Below are 16,346 nucleotides of genomic sequence, written 5' to 3'. Positions count from 1 at the left end.
GAACTTAAATCCCGTGATCGAGAAGATGGTTTATCGCCTGCGCCGCGTCGATGAATTGGTAATTGGCGATTTGTTTTTTAATGGGCAATAGCGCGGAGATTAGGTTTCTATCGTCAATGTGCGCCAAAATATGGTCCAGTTGCTGATCGGCGTCCGAATCGAACACTTGAAGCTTATTGATCAGGATTGCCAGTTGTTGACGAGTTTCCAGCGACGACAACGGCAAAGGCGCTATTTCCATTGACGTTTCCTGGGGGAGCGTGATTTTGATGCTGTTGACGAGCTTGGCCATTTCCAGCGTAATCGTCGCGATATTGCTGTCGATATTCGGCACGTGCGCAATATCGAGCTTGTGATCTTTCAACGATTCCTCCAAACGAACCAATTGGCTTTGTAATTGTAGGGCGCCCAGCGATCCGACCAAGCCTTTCAGGGTGTGAACCAGTTGGTAGGCCTTGTCGTAATCGTTGGAGGAGAAGGCATGGGCGATTTCCAGCATCGTATCGGCATGGTTCTCGGCGAATTTTTGCAGAACTTTTCGGTATACGGCGTGGTTGCCGGCCGTATGTAATAGGCCGGTTGCACTGTCTATGCCGTAAAGATAGGGAATTAAGGCCTCCGCGGAAGCGGTGGGACTCTCGGCCGACTCGTCGTGGCGCGGCGGAATCCACTTTACTAACATCGCATACAGCGTTTCGGGCAAGATCGGTTTGCTAATGAAATCGTCCATATCCGCTTGCAGGCATTTATTGCGGTCGTCGCTCATTGCATTAGCCGTCATCGCGATGACCGGCAGTGTTTGGCAGCCGGACAGCTTGCGCAGCTGACGGGTGGTTTCGTAGCCGTCCAATACCGGCATTTGAATATCCATCAATACGCAGTCATAGCTTTGCCCACGTAGTTTGGCGAGAGCAATTTCGCCGTGTTCGGCGATATCGACGCACAAATGCGCTTGTTCTAGTAATTCGATCGCGACGATGCGGTTGACCTCGTTGTCCTCGACTAACAAGATGCGCGCGCCGCGAATGTATTGAAGCTTGCTGGTATCGACCGGGTTTTGCTGTTGGTGCTGGGCCAAACGTATCGATGCAAGATTAGTGACACCCAGGTTCACGGTGAACGTAAAAGTCGAGCCTAGGTTTTCCTGGCTGCTGACGCTGATCGATCCGCCCATCTGTTCGACCAGTTGTTTGGAAATGATCAGGCCCAGTCCGGTGCCGCCGTAGTGGCGCGTGACGCTGCTATCTCCTTGGCTGAAGGCTTGAAACAATTTGGACTGTAGCTCCTGGCTCATTCCTATCCCGGTGTCGACGATGCTGAATTGCAGGCAGACGTGTTGGGTGCTACGGCTGATTTCGGTCAGCGTGACTCGCACTTCGCCGAAATCGGTAAATTTGATGGCGTTACCGATCAAATTGATGAAAATTTGCCTGAGCCGTTGCGGATCGCCGATGACCGCGTAACTGGCGCCCTGAAGGTTGGGGCGGATCAAGTCGACCCCTTTGCGCGCGCTCAGCTCGGACATCGTCGAAAACACTTGGTCCAACATCTCTTCCAATAAAAACGGCAGCGATTCCAAATGCATCTTCCCGGCTTCCATTTTGGAAAAATCCAAAATGTCATCGATGATCGTCATAAGAGAGCGCGCCGCGGTTTCCACGCGTTCCAGGTAATCGCGTTGCTTGGCGGTCACGGCGCTGTTCAGGCAAAGTTCGACCAAGCCGATGATAGCGTTCATCGGGGTGCGGATTTCGTGGCTCATGTTGGCCAGAAACTCTGATTTGACCTTGGTCGCTTGTTCCGCCTGATGTTTGGCTTCCAGCAGGCGCTGCTCGGTTTGAAGTCGATCGGTGATGTCCTGCATCGTACCCTGTATCGCAATACAGCGGCCATCTGGCGCGAGTATCGGCTTCCCTCGTTGGTGAACATGGCGAATTTGACCGTCACCAAGCACGATGCGGTGGCGAAAATCGATGCCGTTCTCGGCTTCGGGGTGCTCCATTGCCGTCTTGAACAGATTCAGGTCGTCTGGATGTACCAGTTGCTCGCAGAGGTTGGCATAGTTGGGAATAAACCCGGTCTTGCCGGTGCCGGTGATCCGATACATTTCGTCCGACCAGCTAAAGTGTTGATCCTGCAAATGCCAGCACCAGTCGCCGATGTGGGAAAGCGCTTGCGCGTCCATGAGGCGCTGTTTTTGATCCTTGAGCGCGGCAATTGCCCGGCTACGCTCCAATTCCGCGCTGATTTGTACCGCGAATAGCGTCAATATGTCGCTTGCCGGATTTACGTCCGGAATGGGACGACAATAGGCGACTGCCACGAATCCGAAGCCGTGTTGCTGGTTGTCGAGCAACGGGATCGCTAGATAACCGACGATCCCTCGATCGCGTAACCACTCGGACTTGGGAAAACGGTCCGCGACCGCCTGCGTGTAACAGCACCGGGTGCCGTTTTGAAGGTCTGGGCTTGGAAAATCCCGCGGGTCCAATTCGAGGTTTTCGACGATTTGACCCTTAGCGCACAGCGATAGGCTGCGGGCACGGCCTAGTTCCCACTGCTCCGCGATCAGTGCGTAATCGGCGCCCAGGGTTTCCAGCGCCAGTAGGGCTAGGTTATCCAGCATCGAGCCGCCGGCATGCTGCGCGGAGCTGGTGATGATGTTCCGAATCGCGCTACTTTGCTGGCGTTGCTGGGTGACGTCGGTCACCAAGCCCTGGTAGTCGACGACGCGTCCGAATTCGTCGCGGGTCAGAACTTTGCGATCTTGCACCCATTTGACGCCGCCGTTCTTGGCGATGATCCGGTAGGGTTGATGGACCACTTCCCGGCAATTGGCATCGTTGCCGCAGCTGCTAATTTCCCGAATGTAACCGTCCAAATCGTCTGGGTGAATCAAGTTCATGTAGAAAATGTCACCGGTTGCCAATTGTTCGGCGCTATAGCCGAACAATTGGCGAGCGTTTTCGGTGGCGAATTCGATAGGCATGCCTTCGGCATTATTCCATTTCATCACCACCGCCGCGCTGTGACTGATGATTTGGTAGGCCGCTTGCAGGCTGCTTTCCGATTGCTTGCGGGCGCTGATGTTTTGGTGAGTGCCGCACAATCGGGTCGGTTTGCCGGTTGCCGGATCGCGAGCGACCACCGCCCCGGCGCCTTGAATCCAAACCCAGTGTCCTTGCCGGTGTTGCATCCGGAATTCGATTACGTAGGGTTCGCCAGATTCGATATGTTGGGAAATGATGCGATGAACGCGTTCGCGATCGTCGGGATGGAGCCGATTTGCCCAGTCGGAGATGTAATGGTCGAGGTCGGCGGCGCGCAGGCCCAGCATGTCCAGCCAGCGTTGGTTCACCGAATGCTTGCCGGTCAGGTAGTCCCAATCCCAATAACCGAGTTCGGCACCGTCAATCACAAGGGCTAATTGCTCCTCGACCTGTTTGCGAGAGCTAATGTCGGTCTGGATTTGCAACAATCGAGGATACGCCGGTCGTGGCAGTCGAGTTAGCGAAATTTCTTGCCAATGGCCGTTGGCGTATCTGAAATCGGTAGCGGGCATTTCCTGGCCAGCCCGGATGTGCTGGCAGATGGGACAGGCGTTTTCGCTGAACTGGGCGGGATGAAACAGTTCGTGCACCGGTAGGTCAATCAGTTCTTCGACTGGCAAGTTGACCGTAGTGGCAGCGGTTTTGTTGACCGAACGGATAATGCAGTGGGTATCGACAACAATCAAAGTTTGGCTTGACGCATCCTGAATGTCGTAACCGGTGGAGATTCCGCGACGTCGGTCGTCTTTCAGCATCAAGATCAATAGCAGCAGAATCGCCAAGCCGGGTAGCGCGACATCGGTGCCGAATACGGGTAGTTCGTGCGGTGTCCGCAGGTGGTGAAGAAACGTCAATGCGATATTGCCTAGCAACAGCAGGCAGACTACTATCAGCGCTAGCCTGGAAATCGGATTGGCATTGTTGGCGGACGGCTCTTGCATATCGGTGCGGATGAGGCGGATATTGATCGCTGACGAGACTCGAATTCGCGTAATTCGCCGAAATGGTTGTCAGCGGATCGCGCTTGTCAAAGAATCGAGGTCTTATTGGGTTCGCCGGCGCATTCCTTAACCAGTTTCGGAACCAGATAACCCGGCAGGGTTCGCTGCATTCGTTGTAGCAGCTGTTTGGCCGTGTCTTCGGCCACTTCAAAATGACCAACGCCGGCGGCTTTATCCAGCAGATGTAAATAATAGGGCAAAATGCCGAAGCCAAATAGTTTTTCACTTAAATTGCAGAGCGCATCGACATTATCGTTTATACCGGCGAGCAGTACGCTTTGATTTAGCAGTGTTATGCCGCGCCGTCGCCAGCGGTTTAAAATCGCTCCAACGTCGGAACTCAGCTCATTGGCGTGGTTGGCATGCACCACCAAAACGATAGAAACGGGCAGTCCGCTTAAATAGTCCAATAATGTATCGGTCATGCGTTCCGGTAGTACGATTGGGATACGGCTATGGATTCTGAGTCGGCGGATATGACCGATACCGGCTAACGCAGTCAGCAAATTGAAAAGTTTGTCGTCGCTCAATAACAGCGGATCGCCGCCGCTCAAAATAACTTCGTGTATATCGGGGCGTTCAGCGATATAGTCCAGCGCCAGAGCTAATTTGCTCCGCGACAACTGCTGTTCGGCGTAAGGAAAGTTTCTCCTGAAGCAATAGCGGCAATGTACCGCGCAACCGCCGGTGGCGACCAATAACACCCTGCCGGCGTATTTGTGGATGACGCCGGGAGCGGCGATTGCGTGCAAGTCGCCGACCGGATCGCGGCTATAACCAGGATATGCGTGCAATTCGGCGCCAAGCGGAAGAACTTGACGCAACAGCGGATCGTTGGGATTGCCCAGTTCCATGCGGGCGGCGAATCCGCGCGGTACTTTGAGTGGGAAGGCTGGGTAGTCGCGAAGTATCGGAAGTTCGTCCGGAGTCAATTCCAGGTATGTCAACAAGGCATCGACGCTGTCGAAAGCATCGGCCAGCGACCGTTGCCAACGGGCGGTTTTGGGTGTCAATTTAGCTCCGGTTTCCGATTGAAATTCCAATCCATTATAATCGGCGGATTATTGTTTGTTTCACGAGGAAAAAATGGCGATTTACAGCACCAACGAATTCAGGGGCGGATTGAAGATCATGCTCGACAACGACCCTTGTTCGATTATCGAAAACGAATTTGTTAAACCGGGCAAGGGGCAGGCGTTTAACAGGGTTAAGATCAGAAACCTGAAAACCGGCCGCGTCATCGAGCGTACCTTCAAGTCCGGCGATACCGTGGAGAGTGCCGACGTCGTCGATAAAGACATGCAATATCTTTATAGCGATGGCGAATTCTGGCATTTCATGGTGCCGGATACCTTCGAGCAATACCAAGCCGACAAGAACGCCGTTAGTGAAGCCTTGAAATGGCTGAAAGAGCAGGATATGTGCATCCTGACCTTGTGGAATGACGCGCCGCTGTCGGTGACGCCGCCCAACTTCGTCGAGCTTGCGATTACCGAAACCGACCCGGGTTTGAAAGGCGACACCTCGGGTGGCGGCGGCAAACCAGCGACGCTTGAAACCGGTGCGGTGGTAAGGGTACCTCTGTTCGTACAAATCGGCGAGGTGATACGCGTCGACACCCGCACCGGCGAATACGTTTCCCGCGTCAAGGAATAGTGTCGAACATCTGGCGGCCGACATGCTCTCTCGAACAGTTGCGCGCGAGGGCGGCGATGTTGGCCGATATACGCCGGTTTTTCGCGGATCGGCAAGTGCTGGAAGTGGAAACGCCGCTGCTATGCGGGGCAACCGGCACCGATCCGCAACTGCATTTCTTTCGTAGCCAATTCGATTTCCCTCCACAATCGCGCGATCTGTTTTTGCAAACGTCGCCGGAATTTGCGATGAAGCGCTTGCTGGCGGCCGGAAGCGGCTGCATCTATCAAATTTGCAAAGCGTTTCGAAATGGTGAGGCCGGGCGTTATCACAATCCTGAATTCACGATATTGGAGTGGTATCGGGTCGGTTTCGATATGAAACAACTGATGGCCGAGGTTGGCGAACTCTTGTTGTCGCTGTTTTCAGCCGCGCGCCCCGATTTGGCTATCGAGTGCTCGAGCTACCGAGAGGTGTTTGCTGCTCGGACCGGTTTGGATCCCCTGGTTTTCGACCTGTCCGGCTACCGTGCTTTCGCGGCGGCTCACGGAGCTTGCGAGGCCGGCGAGTTGTGCGGCGACGATCATTCGTTGTGGTTGGATTTTATATTCAGTCTCTATGTTCAGCCGGCGTTGATTGGCGACCGAGTGCATCTAATCCACGGCTATCCGGCGATTCAGTCTTCGTTGGCTAGGATCGAAGCGGACGACGCGAGGCTTAGCCAGCGCTTCGAAGTGTTTGTCGATGGCGTCGAACTCGGTAACGGATTTTACGAGCTGACCGATGCCGACGAGCAGGAGCGGCGTTTCGATCGGGAGATCGCATATCGTTCAAGCCAGGAGTTGCCGGTCGTTAACAAGGACCAGCGGTTTTTGGCAGCGCTTCGAGAGGGGGTGCCGGATTGTAGCGGGGTCGCTTTGGGTTTGGATCGGTTGTTGATGTTATTGACGGACTGCAAAGCCATCGACCAAGTTCTTGCGTTTCCAGTGGCGCATGCTTGAAAACCGTGTTGTCTCGATCGTTAAAATGTCCCCCTCTCCGGAAGGGGGAGCACGTCGTAACTCGGTGTTCTCGGTCGGTTCGAAATCACCGTTCAGGGAACTTATGTCGGCCAGCTGAATTTTCTACCCACGCGGGCGTCTTCATAGGCGTCCAGCGCTTGCCTGACATCGTCGACAAAGAAATTTTTCAAGCCACGCCCCAGCCTTTGTGCAAGCATCGGCAAGGCTTGTTCTTTATCAATGTAATTTGACGGTTCTCGGCCCTTGCGGTAATTGAACAGCGCGTTTCTAACCGCTTCGCACAAATAGCATTCCGTGCCTTCCGGCAAGGTTTCGTTTAAATCGCGGATCAGACGAGGTGTGATTTTATTCATGGCAAGCCTCTCGGAGATGAGTGTTTGACAGCAATCCTTGAACGGCGGAGGACTCGCTCCCGAGTCCTGTTATCGAAGATAACGTCTTCAGGGTGCAACATCGCCGAAACGATGTCAATGGGCTTTTTTAGAAGATTGCGGCGGAAAAGCAGGGCAAAATTTGCCGAATTTAATTCGGCAAATTTTGTGGTCGTTTTGGCGGGCCGGTACGTACGATAACCTGTCCGCCTTGGTGTGGGTCATTCCTGTGTTTTTTCGTCTTTGCCGGCTGGTTTGCGCAAACGGATGCCCAACTCCTTGAGTTGCTCCTCGCTGACTTGAGCCGGCGCGTTGAACAGCGGGCAGGCCGCCGTTTGAGTTTTCGGGAAGGCGATGACGTCGCGGATTGAACTGGCGCCGGTCATCAGCATCACCAGACGGTCCAAGCCGAAAGCAATGCCGCCGTGCGGGGGCGCGCCGTATTTCAACGCATCCAGCAGGAAACCGAACTTCTCGCGGGCTTCTTCGTAGCCTATGCTCAGAATATCGAACACGGTTTGTTGCATCGCCGTGCGGTTGATCCGGATCGACCCCCCGCCGACTTCGGTGCCGTTCAGGACCAAATCGTAAGCGCGGGACAACGCCTCGCCCGGATCGGTTTTCAGTTCGTCGATGCCGCATTTCGGCGCGGTAAACGGATGGTGGATGGCGGTGTAGCGCTGGGCTTTGTCGTCCCAGGCGAACATTGGGAAATCGATAACCCACAGCGGTTTCCACGGGCCGGTCAACAAACCGCGATCCAAGCCGAGTTTGACGCGCAACGCGCCCATCGCTTCGTTGACGATGCCGGTTTTGTCCGCGCCGAAGAAGATCAAGTCGCCGTTTTGGGCGCCGACTTTGTCCATCACTTTAGCCCAAACGTCGGCCGGGGCGAATTTGACGATAGGCGATTGCAAGCCGTCGATACCCGCCGCCAGGTCGTTAACCTTAATGTAAGCCAGGCCTTTGGCGCCGTAGATGCCGACGAACTTGGTCAGTTCGTCAATGACGCTACGGCTCAGCTCGCCGCCTTCGGGCAGTTTCATCGCCACGACACGGCCGTTCGGATCGTTGGCCGGACCGGAAAACACCTTGAATTCGACGTTCTTCATTTCGTCGGCGATGTCGACCAGTTCAAGCGGGATGCGCAGGTCTGGACGGTCGGAACCGTAACGGCGCATCGCTTCCTCGTAAGTCATTACCGGGAACGGGTCGCCGAGATCGACATTGATGATGTCCTTGAACAGGCGGCGGATCATTTCTTCCATTACCGCCATGATGTCTTCCTCGTTCATGAACGAGGTTTCGATATCCAATTGGGTGAATTCGGGTTGGCGATCGGCGCGCAGGTCTTCGTCGCGGAAGCAGCGGACTACTTGGTAGTAGCGATCCATGCCCGCAATCATCAACAACTGCTTGTACAGCTGCGGCGATTGCGGCAGCGCAAAGAACGAGTTTTGATGGGTCCGGCTAGGTACGATGTAGTCGCGCGCGCCTTCCGGGGTGGCCTTGGTCAAATAAGGCGTTTCGATTTCGAAGAACTCGTGTTCGTCCAGATACTGGCGCAGGTTGCGGGTGACGTCGCGGCGCACTTTCATCTTCTCCAACATCGCGGTGCGGCGCAGGTCGATGTAACGGAAGCGCAAGCGGGTTTCCTCGTTGACCTCTATGTCGCTTTCCAGCGGGAACGGCGGGGTTTCCGACTCGTTCAACACTTCGATATGCTTGCCCAGTACTTCGATCTCGCCAGTGGCCATGTTCGGGTTGTGCGTGCCGGCCGGCCGGTCGCGAACAACGCCTTCGATGCGCAGCACATATTCGCTACGCACCTGTTCGGCGGTCGCGAAACTTTCCGCCGCGTCGGGATCGAACACCACTTGCACCAGACCGGCGCGGTCGCGCAGATCAATGAAAATGACCCCGCCGTGGTCGCGGCGGCGATGGACCCAGCCGCACAGCGCGACGGTCTGGCCTAGATGTTGGGTGTTCAATTCTCCACATTTGTGGCTACGCATAATGGTTCTCGAGTTGATCGGAAAAGGAATATTTCAAAAAATAAGGACGGAAAGCGCCAGGCGCGGACCGGCGTCCGGCGCGTTCTTTCTAGCGACGTTGGACAGGGTTAATGACAGGCGCAACTGCCGCCGCAGCCGCCGGAGCTGCTACTGCTGGAGGAGTTGCCACTTTCGCCGGCGACGTTTTTCTTGTTGCCGCTTTTGAAGTCGGTTTCGTACCAGCCGCCACCTTTCAGGCGAAAGCCGGCCGCAGAGATTTTCTTTTTCAACTCGGCTTCGTTACAGGCCGGGCAGATCACCAAAGGCTCCGCACCCAGTTTCTGCAGGGCTTCATGTTCGTGACCGCAAGCATTGCATTGGTATTCGTAGATAGGCATGAGCTACTCCCAAAAAATCGAAATCAAGTTGTCTATAGGGCCGACTCTTGAAGTTTTCAAGGTCGGCAGTGATAGAATTGCCGGCATTTTAATCGAAATCCCGCTGGAAATGGACAAATTGACGATAAGCCGGCCCGACGATTGGCACTTGCATCTGCGTAGCGGTGCGATGTTGCGGACCGTGGTGGGTCATACCGCGCGGCAATTCGCCCGCGCGATCGTGATGCCGAATCTGAAGCCGCCGGTGGTTACTGTCGAGCAGGCGCTGCGCTATCGTGACGAAATTTTGCAGGCTCTACCGGCCGGCGCCGACTTTCAGCCGTTGATGACCTTGTATCTGACCGGTAATACGCCGATCGCCGAAGTCGAGAAAGTGGCGAAGAGCGAGCACGTCCAGGGTTTCAAATTGTATCCGGCCGGGGCGACCACCAATTCCGACGCCGGTGTGGCGAATATCGAAGCCGCCTATCCCTTATTCGAGGCGATGGAAAAGTTCGCGGTGCCGTTGTTGGTTCACGGCGAAGTCGCCGCCGCCGAGTACGATATTTTCGATCGCGAGAAGATTTTCCTGGATACCCAGTTGACCGGGATCGTGCGCCGCTTTCCGTCCTTGCGGATTGTTGTCGAACATTTGACGACTCGCGAAGCCGTTCAGTTTGTCGGTGAAGCGCCGGCTCATGTCGGCGCGACGATCACCCCACAGCATTTGCTGTACAACCGTAACGCAATTTTGGCCGGCGGCATTCGTCCGCATTTTTATTGTTTGCCGGTCTTGAAGCGGGAACATCATCGGCAGGCCTTGCTGGAAGCGGTCGGCTCGGGAAATCCCAAATTTTTTCTGGGCACCGATAGTGCGCCGCATCCGACCGCCGCCAAGGAAACTTCATGCGGTTGCGCGGGTTGTTACAGCGCTCATGCGGCTTTGGAGCTTTATGCCGAAGCGTTCGAGCAAATCGGTGCGCTGGATAAGCTCGAAGGGTTTGCCAGCCAATTCGGCGCCGACTTCTACGGTTTACCGCGTAACGTCGGTACTATCACGCTGGAAAGACGGACTTGGGCACTGCCTGAACAATACGGCGAAGCCGAGCAATCATTGACACCGTTGCGGGCCGGTGAAACCTTGAATTGGCGCGTCGCGGATTGACTGACGCGTGGTTCAAATCCACCGGGCTGGTGGGGGATTTGAACCGGAGCGTTTCAAGGTATCGGCTCGGTTTGACCGGCGGTTTCCGGTGTCGGACTCGGCGGCACAATATTCGCTTCCCTGCCGATTTCCACTCGCCGGTTCGTGTTCTCTAAGTGCCGGCATTTTCAAACTCATTCCAATCACATGACTGATCGACATTTGCTTATCGCTCGCTGGGGCGTGTATCCGCTCTGGCTAGTGCTGACCGTTACGGTTTTTTTTCGCGCGCCGATTCCGATAGACGAAACCCGCTATTTGAGCGTGGCTTGGGAAATGTGGTTGCGCGGCGATTTTCTGGTGCCACATCTGAACGGTGCAAGCTACAGCCATAAGCCGCCGCTGTTGTTTTGGCTGATGCAGGCCGGCTGGGCGGTGTTTGGCGTTAACGATTGGTGGCCGCGGTTGGTCGGACCGTTGGCGGCGTTGGCGAACTTGGTGCTGCTGCGGAGGCTGGCGCAAGCGTTGTGGCCGGAGCGGCGCGGGGTCGCTGGTTTAGCCCCTTGGATTTTGATCTCGACCTTGTTGTGGACCTTGTTCGCCAGTTCGACGATGTTCGACGTATTGTTGACCGACTGCGTGCTACTGGTTCTACTGGGGGTATTAGCGGCGGCACGCGGTGGCGGTTGGCAAGCTTGGGGCTTGGCCGGCTTGGGCTTGGGCTTGGGCATCCTCGCTAAGGGACCGGTGGTGTTGCTCCATGTTTTGCCGACCGCGTTGGCCGTGGGTTTTTGGGCCGACCGGCGCCGGCCGACCTATTCGAACTGGTCGCTTGGAGTGATCGGCGCGGTATTGGTCGGCGCGGCGCTGGCTTTAAGTTGGGCGATTCCAGCCGCTCAGGCTGGCGGCGAAGAATACGGCCGGGCGATACTTTGGCATCAGACTGCCGACCGGACCGTCGGCACCAAAATTCATACTCGCTCGCCGTTCTGGTATCTGCTATTTCTGCCGCTATTTTTGTTGCCGTGGGGCTATGCGCCGCGGTTTTGGCGTAATTTGCGCGCGATGCGGCTCGGTGAAGATGCCGGGGCGCGGTTTTGCCTTGTTTGGTTTGGCGCGACGTTTGTCGTGTTTTCCGCCGTGCCCAGCAAGCAGATCCACTATTTGTTACCGGCCATGCCGGCGTTCGCACTGTTTGCCGCCAGAGTTTGGGACGAATCCGCTCAGATGCGGTCGCGGTATTCGGAGATGGTGATTCCTGGGCTGCTGTTAGCGGTCGGCGTATTTTTATTGGCGATGCCGACGATACCGGGTCTGGCGAAGTGGAGCTGGGTTCGGGCCTTGCAATCCGACTGGGGTGCAAGCGTGTTGCTGATCGCGGGCGGTTTGGGATTTTGGACTTGGCGTCGCCAGCGGTTGTCGCCGTTCGCGGCGTCGGCGGCTCTGGTGTTGTCGGTCGCCGTCGGTTTCGTTTGCTTTTTTCGAGATAACGGCGCCGCGTACGACTTGTCGCCAACGGCTCGACAAGTCAAGAACTTCGCCGATACCGGGGTGCCGTGCGCCTATGTCGGTAACTATCAAGGCCAGTTGAATTTTTTGGGTAAGCTGACTCGGCCGCTGCCGGTCATTCCCGCCGAGCGGGCCAAGGCTTGGGCCGCCGAACATCCGGACGGTTATTTGGTTTCGTTGGAAAATCAGCCGCCCGGCGGCGAGTTTTTAGTGCAAGGCCATCGGGAATACTGGTTGGTGGTGCGTCGCGCCGATCGGGCCGGCGAAATCAAGGCACTTTAACAGACCGGCCAGGCGTAGGCATGGTTTGGTATAATCGATTGTTTTAGTAGAGAAAGTGGTGTTATGGAGATTTCCGTGGTGGTCCCTGTTCACAACGAAGCCGACAATGTCGGGCCGTTGATCGAAGAGATACAGCAGGCGCTGGAAGGGCGATTTGCCTTCGAAATGATTTTTGTCGATGATGGTAGCACCGACGACACCGCGTCTAGTTTGCGGGCGCTGATGCCGCGTTATCCCAGCCTGAGAGTGTTGAATCATCAACGCGGTTGTGGTCAAAGCCGCGCCGTGCACAGCGGCGTGGCCGCGGCTCGCTACGCTTGGATCGCTACGTTGGACGGCGACGGTCAGAACGATCCCGCCGACATACCCCGTTTGGCGGCGGCGCAACAGGAGGCTGACGACGAGCAGTTGTGGATGCTGGCCGGTTTTCGGCATCGGCGCAACGATACCGGTTGGCGGCGATTTTCATCGAAGTTTGCCAACGCGGTCCGTCAGGCGATCTTACACGACGAAACGCCTGACACCGGTTGCGGTCTGAAGTTGTTCCGGCGCGACCGCTTTTTGGCCTTGCCTTATTTCGATCATATGCACCGGTTTTTGCCGGCTTTGGTGCGTATGGCCGGCGGTCGGGTGATTTCAGTCAAGGTCAATCATCGCTCGCGTAGCCACGGAACGTCGAAATACGGCACCTTGGATCGCCTGTTGGCGGGGATCGTCGATTTGTTGGGTGTGGTGTGGTTAAAGCGTCGTTACAGTCGGCCAATAGTTAGCGAGGTGGCGCGTGGATAACGATACGTTGTGGCTAATCGTCGGATTTCTGGGGCAGGGTCTGTTTTCCGCGCGGTTTCTGGTGCAGTGGCTGGCCAGCGAACGGCAAAAGCGTAGCGTAATACCGACCATGTTTTGGTATTTCAGTATTTTTGGCGGCGTGACTTTACTGGTGTATTCGATCCATAAGCAGGATCCGGTCTTCATTCTAGGGCAGGGTATGGGCTTGTTGATCTATTTTCGTAACTTGTACTTTGTTTTGCGCCATCCGCGCGCCGGCGACGACTCCGGTCAGGCCTAGATTGGATCGCTTGGCGAGCGGCCATTAATCCCGGTTTAAGTCGGAGGAATTATCGTCGCCGCCAAAAATTCGATTTGCGAGGTGGATATGCGGTTAGCGTGGCTGTTGTTAGGTCTGTGCGGTTTGGTTTCGGCGCAAGCCGAGGTGTTTAAATGCTCGGGTAAGTCCGGCAAAACGGTTTACCAGCAAAAGCCTTGCTCGCAAGAAGGTGGCCGGCAACTCGACATACATGCCGATCCGGCGCGGGAGGCGGAAGCCAAAGCGAAATTAGAAGCCTTGCGTGAGGAAAATCAGGTCAGAAAAGCGGCTCGGCTCGAGGCCGAAAAGCAGCAAGCCGAACAGCAACGCCAGATCGAGGAAGTCGAGGCCATGAAGCGTAGCGCGCTGGCCCAGCAACAACAAGCCGATGCGCAGCGGCGCCAGGCCGAGGCCTTGGAGCGGCGCAATTCTTATATCGGCGCGCCGGTAATTTATGCGCCGGTGGCGCCGATGCCCGGTATTCCCGGATTGCCTGGGTTAGGCGGCTCTCCGGGATATTCGGGCGACCAGCAGCATCACCATGAACATGACCGGCGGCCCGGCGAGGCTCCCAATCAGCCGGTCGACGATGTCGACGCTAAGCCCTCGTCCGAGCGGCGGGGGAAAGTTGGCGGCCGTTAAGTGCCGGTCGTTTCGTTTGTGGGTTAGGCTTTGCTGCTGGACCATTCATCATCTCGCGACACAGGAACACGACTATGCTTTGGTTGAAAGCACTACATTTGATCTTTATGGTGACCTGGTTCGCCGGTTTGTTCTATTTGCCGCGCTTATTTGTGTATCACGCGATGAGCGACGATGCGGTAAGCCGCGAGCGCTTCAAGGTTATGGAGCGTAAGCTGTACTTCGGTATCATGACCCCCGGCATGGTCGCGACCTTCGGTTTCGGGATCTGGATGTTGGGCGATTATGCCTGGACACTATATTCCGGTAGTGGCTGGTTGCATGCCAAGCTGGCGCTGTTGGGCCTATTGGCTATCTATCACGTTTGGTGCGGTAAGTGGTTGTTGGACTTCAAACTCGACCGCAACCGCCATTCCCATGTGTACTTTCGGTGGGTCAACGAAATTCCGGTGTTGTTTTTGTTCTCGATCGTTTGGCTGGCAGTACTTAAACCTTTTTAGGCTCAGGCGGCCGATTCCGCGGCTTTGGTCAGCCGCTCCGATAAGTCGTGTAGCCGCTCGGGCGTGCCGATGTCCAACCAGTAGCCGTTATAACGTTCTCCGCTGATTCGGCCCGCCTGAATGGCACCGTTCAAAACCGGGCGTAATTTCAACGGTTCGATCGCAAGATTCGCGAACAGAGCTGGGCGATATACACCAATACCGCTGTAGGTCAGTTTGCCGCTACCGACCTCGCTTAGCTGGCCGGTCGGCGTGACTGCGAAGTCGCCGGCGGGGTGGTGCGGCGGGTTGGGTATCATCACCAAATGGGCGAGATCGACATCGACCGTCCGCAATTTTTCCAGCGGAAAGTCGCAGGCGACGTCGGCATTCAAGGTCACGAACGGAGCCTCGCCCAGCAAGGGCAGCGCCTTGGCAATGCCGCCGGCGGTTTCGAGAGCGGTGTCGCCTTCGTCGGAATAGCGTATTCGCACCCCCCAGCGCTCGCCGTCGCCGCAGTAGGCGGCGATTTGCTCGCCAAGATGGGCCAAATTGATCACGATTTGGTTAAAGCCCGCCGAGGCTAGGTGCTCAATGGTATATTCAATCAACGGTTTGCCGTTGGCTCTGAGCAGGGGTTTCGGCGTGTGGTCGGTTAACGGCCGCATGCGTTCGCCGCGGCCGGCGGCCAGAATCATCGCTTTCATAGGGTTTTGGCGTAACGCGGCAGGACGTGTTGTTGCAGGAAGTGCCCCATTTTTTCCAGCTCGGGATATCGGCGACAAACCTCTTCCACGTAGTTCAAGGTGCGGGGAATGTCTTGCAAGTAGCCGGATTTGCCGTCGCGCAAGTGCAGGCGGGCGAAGATGCCGATGGCTTTCAGGTGGCGTTGCATCCCCATCAGGTCGAACCAGCGCCGGAATTGCCCGAAGTCGGCGTCGGTCAAGTTCAGCGTCAGCGCCTGTTGGTAATAGTGATCGACCCAGGTATCAACCCGCTGTTCCGGCCAGGCGATATAGCAATCGCGCAGCAGGGAAACCAGATCGTAGGTCAACGGGCCAATCACCGCGTCCTGGAAGTCAATGACACCGGGTGACGCTTGCGCCAGTAACATCAAGTTGCGAGAGTGGTAGTCGCGGTGCACGCATACCCGCGGCTGTTCGAGTGCCGAATCGATCAACAGGCTGTGCGTCGCGTCGGCCAGATCGCTTGCCATCGTCAGGTTCAACAAGCCGGCTAGGAACCATTCGTGGAAAATGCCCAGTTCCCGGCGTAGCAGTGTTGCGTCGTAGGCCGGTAGATCAAGGTTGGTGCCGTGAAGGCGGGTTTGCAGCGTCAGTAGGCCGTCGATCGCATCGCCGTATAGCGTGTCGGCGTTGTCCGGAGTCAGCGCGTCGAGATAGCTGGTACTGCCGAAGTCTTCCAACAGTAAAAAACCGCGCTGGCGGTTTTGGCGATAGATTTTCGGCACGTGGATGTTCGCGCCGGCGAACAACTCGGCAACCTTGACGAAGGGCTCGGTGTTTTCTTTGTCCGGCGGAGCGTCCATGGCGATTTGGCTGCCAAGGCCGTGGCTGACCCTGAAATAGCGCCGGAAACTGGCGTCGCTGGAAGCGGGGGCGATGCCGCGCACGTCCAATGCCAAGTCGTTGACTAGCCAGGCATTGAGCTCCGCGAGTCTTGAGTCTGAACTGGAAAAATACATTAGTTACTTATTGCCGAGCAACCTAAGGTAAAATGATGGGCATGCATT

General features: G+C 56.2%; 15 protein-coding genes. 8 read left to right on the top strand and 7 right to left on the bottom strand.

Annotated elements, in window-relative coordinates; translation table 11 throughout:
- Positions 1 to 4 precede the first annotated feature (4 nt).
- Positions 5 to 3,991: a PAS domain-containing protein gene (locus tag ACQE3E_RS17145; RefSeq protein WP_313729633.1), complete on the bottom strand. Its 3,987-nt coding sequence runs from the start codon at positions 3,989 to 3,991 to the stop codon at positions 5 to 7.
- An 86-nt stretch (positions 3,992 to 4,077) separates the two neighbouring features.
- The gene (gene epmB, locus ACQE3E_RS17140; protein ID WP_313729634.1) at positions 4,078 to 5,064 is read right to left on the bottom strand and encodes an EF-P beta-lysylation protein EpmB; all 987 of its coding nucleotides are present in this window, start codon (positions 5,062 to 5,064) and stop codon (positions 4,078 to 4,080) included.
- A 73-nt stretch (positions 5,065 to 5,137) separates the two neighbouring features.
- Between epmB and efp the strand changes: the two genes are divergently transcribed.
- Positions 5,138 to 5,707 carry an elongation factor P gene (efp, locus tag ACQE3E_RS17135; RefSeq protein ID WP_064031574.1) on the top strand — a complete coding sequence of 190 codons (570 nt, stop codon included), beginning with the start codon at positions 5,138 to 5,140 and terminating at the stop codon, positions 5,705 to 5,707.
- The gene (gene epmA, locus ACQE3E_RS17130; RefSeq protein ID WP_313729635.1) at positions 5,707 to 6,687 is read left to right on the top strand and encodes an EF-P lysine aminoacylase EpmA; all 981 of its coding nucleotides are present in this window, start codon (positions 5,707 to 5,709) and stop codon (positions 6,685 to 6,687) included. Before efp ends, epmA begins: the two co-directional genes overlap by 1 nt.
- Before the next feature lie 101 nt (positions 6,688 to 6,788).
- Here the strand turns inward: epmA and ACQE3E_RS17125 are convergent, their stop codons facing one another.
- The 3 genes from ACQE3E_RS17125 to ACQE3E_RS17115 form a co-directional block, all read right to left on the bottom strand.
- Positions 6,789 to 7,061: a hypothetical protein gene (locus tag ACQE3E_RS17125; RefSeq protein ID WP_064031556.1), complete on the bottom strand. Its 273-nt coding sequence runs from the start codon at positions 7,059 to 7,061 to the stop codon at positions 6,789 to 6,791.
- 239 nt (positions 7,062 to 7,300) lie between these two features.
- Positions 7,301 to 9,094 (bottom strand): aspartate--tRNA ligase, encoded by a 1,794-nt coding sequence (aspS, locus tag ACQE3E_RS17120; protein ID WP_313729636.1) that lies wholly within the window; start codon positions 9,092 to 9,094, stop codon positions 7,301 to 7,303.
- A 107-nt stretch (positions 9,095 to 9,201) separates the two neighbouring features.
- Complete coding sequence (locus ACQE3E_RS17115) at positions 9,202 to 9,471, bottom strand: FmdB family zinc ribbon protein (protein WP_064031554.1); 270 nt, start codon at positions 9,469 to 9,471, stop codon at positions 9,202 to 9,204.
- 109 nt (positions 9,472 to 9,580) lie between these two features.
- Here ACQE3E_RS17115 and pyrC point away from each other — a divergent pair, with 109 nt between their 5' ends.
- The 6 genes from pyrC to hemJ all read left to right on the top strand — a co-directional run bounded on the left by pyrC (position 9,581) and on the right by hemJ (position 14,614).
- A complete protein-coding gene (pyrC, locus tag ACQE3E_RS17110; RefSeq protein WP_313730261.1) occupies positions 9,581 to 10,615 on the top strand; it encodes a dihydroorotase in 1,035 nt (344 codons plus the stop codon).
- Between the two features lie 186 nt (positions 10,616 to 10,801).
- On the top strand, positions 10,802 to 12,385 hold the full coding sequence (locus ACQE3E_RS17105) for an ArnT family glycosyltransferase (protein WP_313729637.1): 1,584 nt from the start codon (positions 10,802 to 10,804) through the stop codon (positions 12,383 to 12,385).
- 63 nt (positions 12,386 to 12,448) lie between these two features.
- A complete protein-coding gene (locus tag ACQE3E_RS17100) occupies positions 12,449 to 13,174 on the top strand; it encodes a glycosyltransferase family 2 protein (RefSeq protein ID WP_313729638.1) in 726 nt (241 codons plus the stop codon).
- Positions 13,167 to 13,454, top strand: a complete 288-nt coding sequence (locus ACQE3E_RS17095; RefSeq protein WP_064031551.1) for a lipid-A-disaccharide synthase N-terminal domain-containing protein — start codon at positions 13,167 to 13,169, stop codon at positions 13,452 to 13,454. The genes ACQE3E_RS17100 and ACQE3E_RS17095 overlap by 8 nt, the downstream gene beginning before the upstream one ends.
- An 87-nt stretch (positions 13,455 to 13,541) precedes the next feature.
- Entirely contained in the window at positions 13,542 to 14,114 is a 573-nt protein-coding gene (locus tag ACQE3E_RS17090; RefSeq protein ID WP_313729639.1) for a DUF4124 domain-containing protein, read from the top strand.
- Between the two features lie 74 nt (positions 14,115 to 14,188).
- Positions 14,189 to 14,614, top strand: coding sequence for a protoporphyrinogen oxidase HemJ (hemJ, locus tag ACQE3E_RS17085; protein WP_313729640.1), 426 nt, complete (start codon positions 14,189 to 14,191; stop codon positions 14,612 to 14,614).
- Between the two features lie 2 nt (positions 14,615 to 14,616).
- Here the strand turns inward: hemJ and murU are convergent, their stop codons facing one another.
- Together murU and ACQE3E_RS17075 are read right to left on the bottom strand one after the other, a co-directional pair.
- Positions 14,617 to 15,300, bottom strand: a complete 684-nt coding sequence (gene murU / locus ACQE3E_RS17080) for an N-acetylmuramate alpha-1-phosphate uridylyltransferase MurU (RefSeq protein ID WP_313729641.1) — start codon at positions 15,298 to 15,300, stop codon at positions 14,617 to 14,619.
- Positions 15,297 to 16,298, bottom strand: a complete 1,002-nt coding sequence (locus ACQE3E_RS17075; RefSeq protein ID WP_313729642.1) for an aminoglycoside phosphotransferase family protein — start codon at positions 16,296 to 16,298, stop codon at positions 15,297 to 15,299. Before ACQE3E_RS17075 ends, murU begins: the two co-directional genes overlap by 4 nt.
- Positions 16,299 to 16,346: the final 48 nt, after the last annotated feature.

Source organism: Methylomonas sp. MED-D (assembly GCF_050276835.1).
In the GTDB taxonomy this organism is placed as follows: Bacteria; Pseudomonadota; Gammaproteobacteria; order Methylococcales; family Methylomonadaceae; genus Methylomonas; species Methylomonas koyamae_A.
The sequence above is the reverse complement of the archived record's forward strand: the minus strand, read 5'-3'. Positions and strand labels throughout refer to the sequence as shown.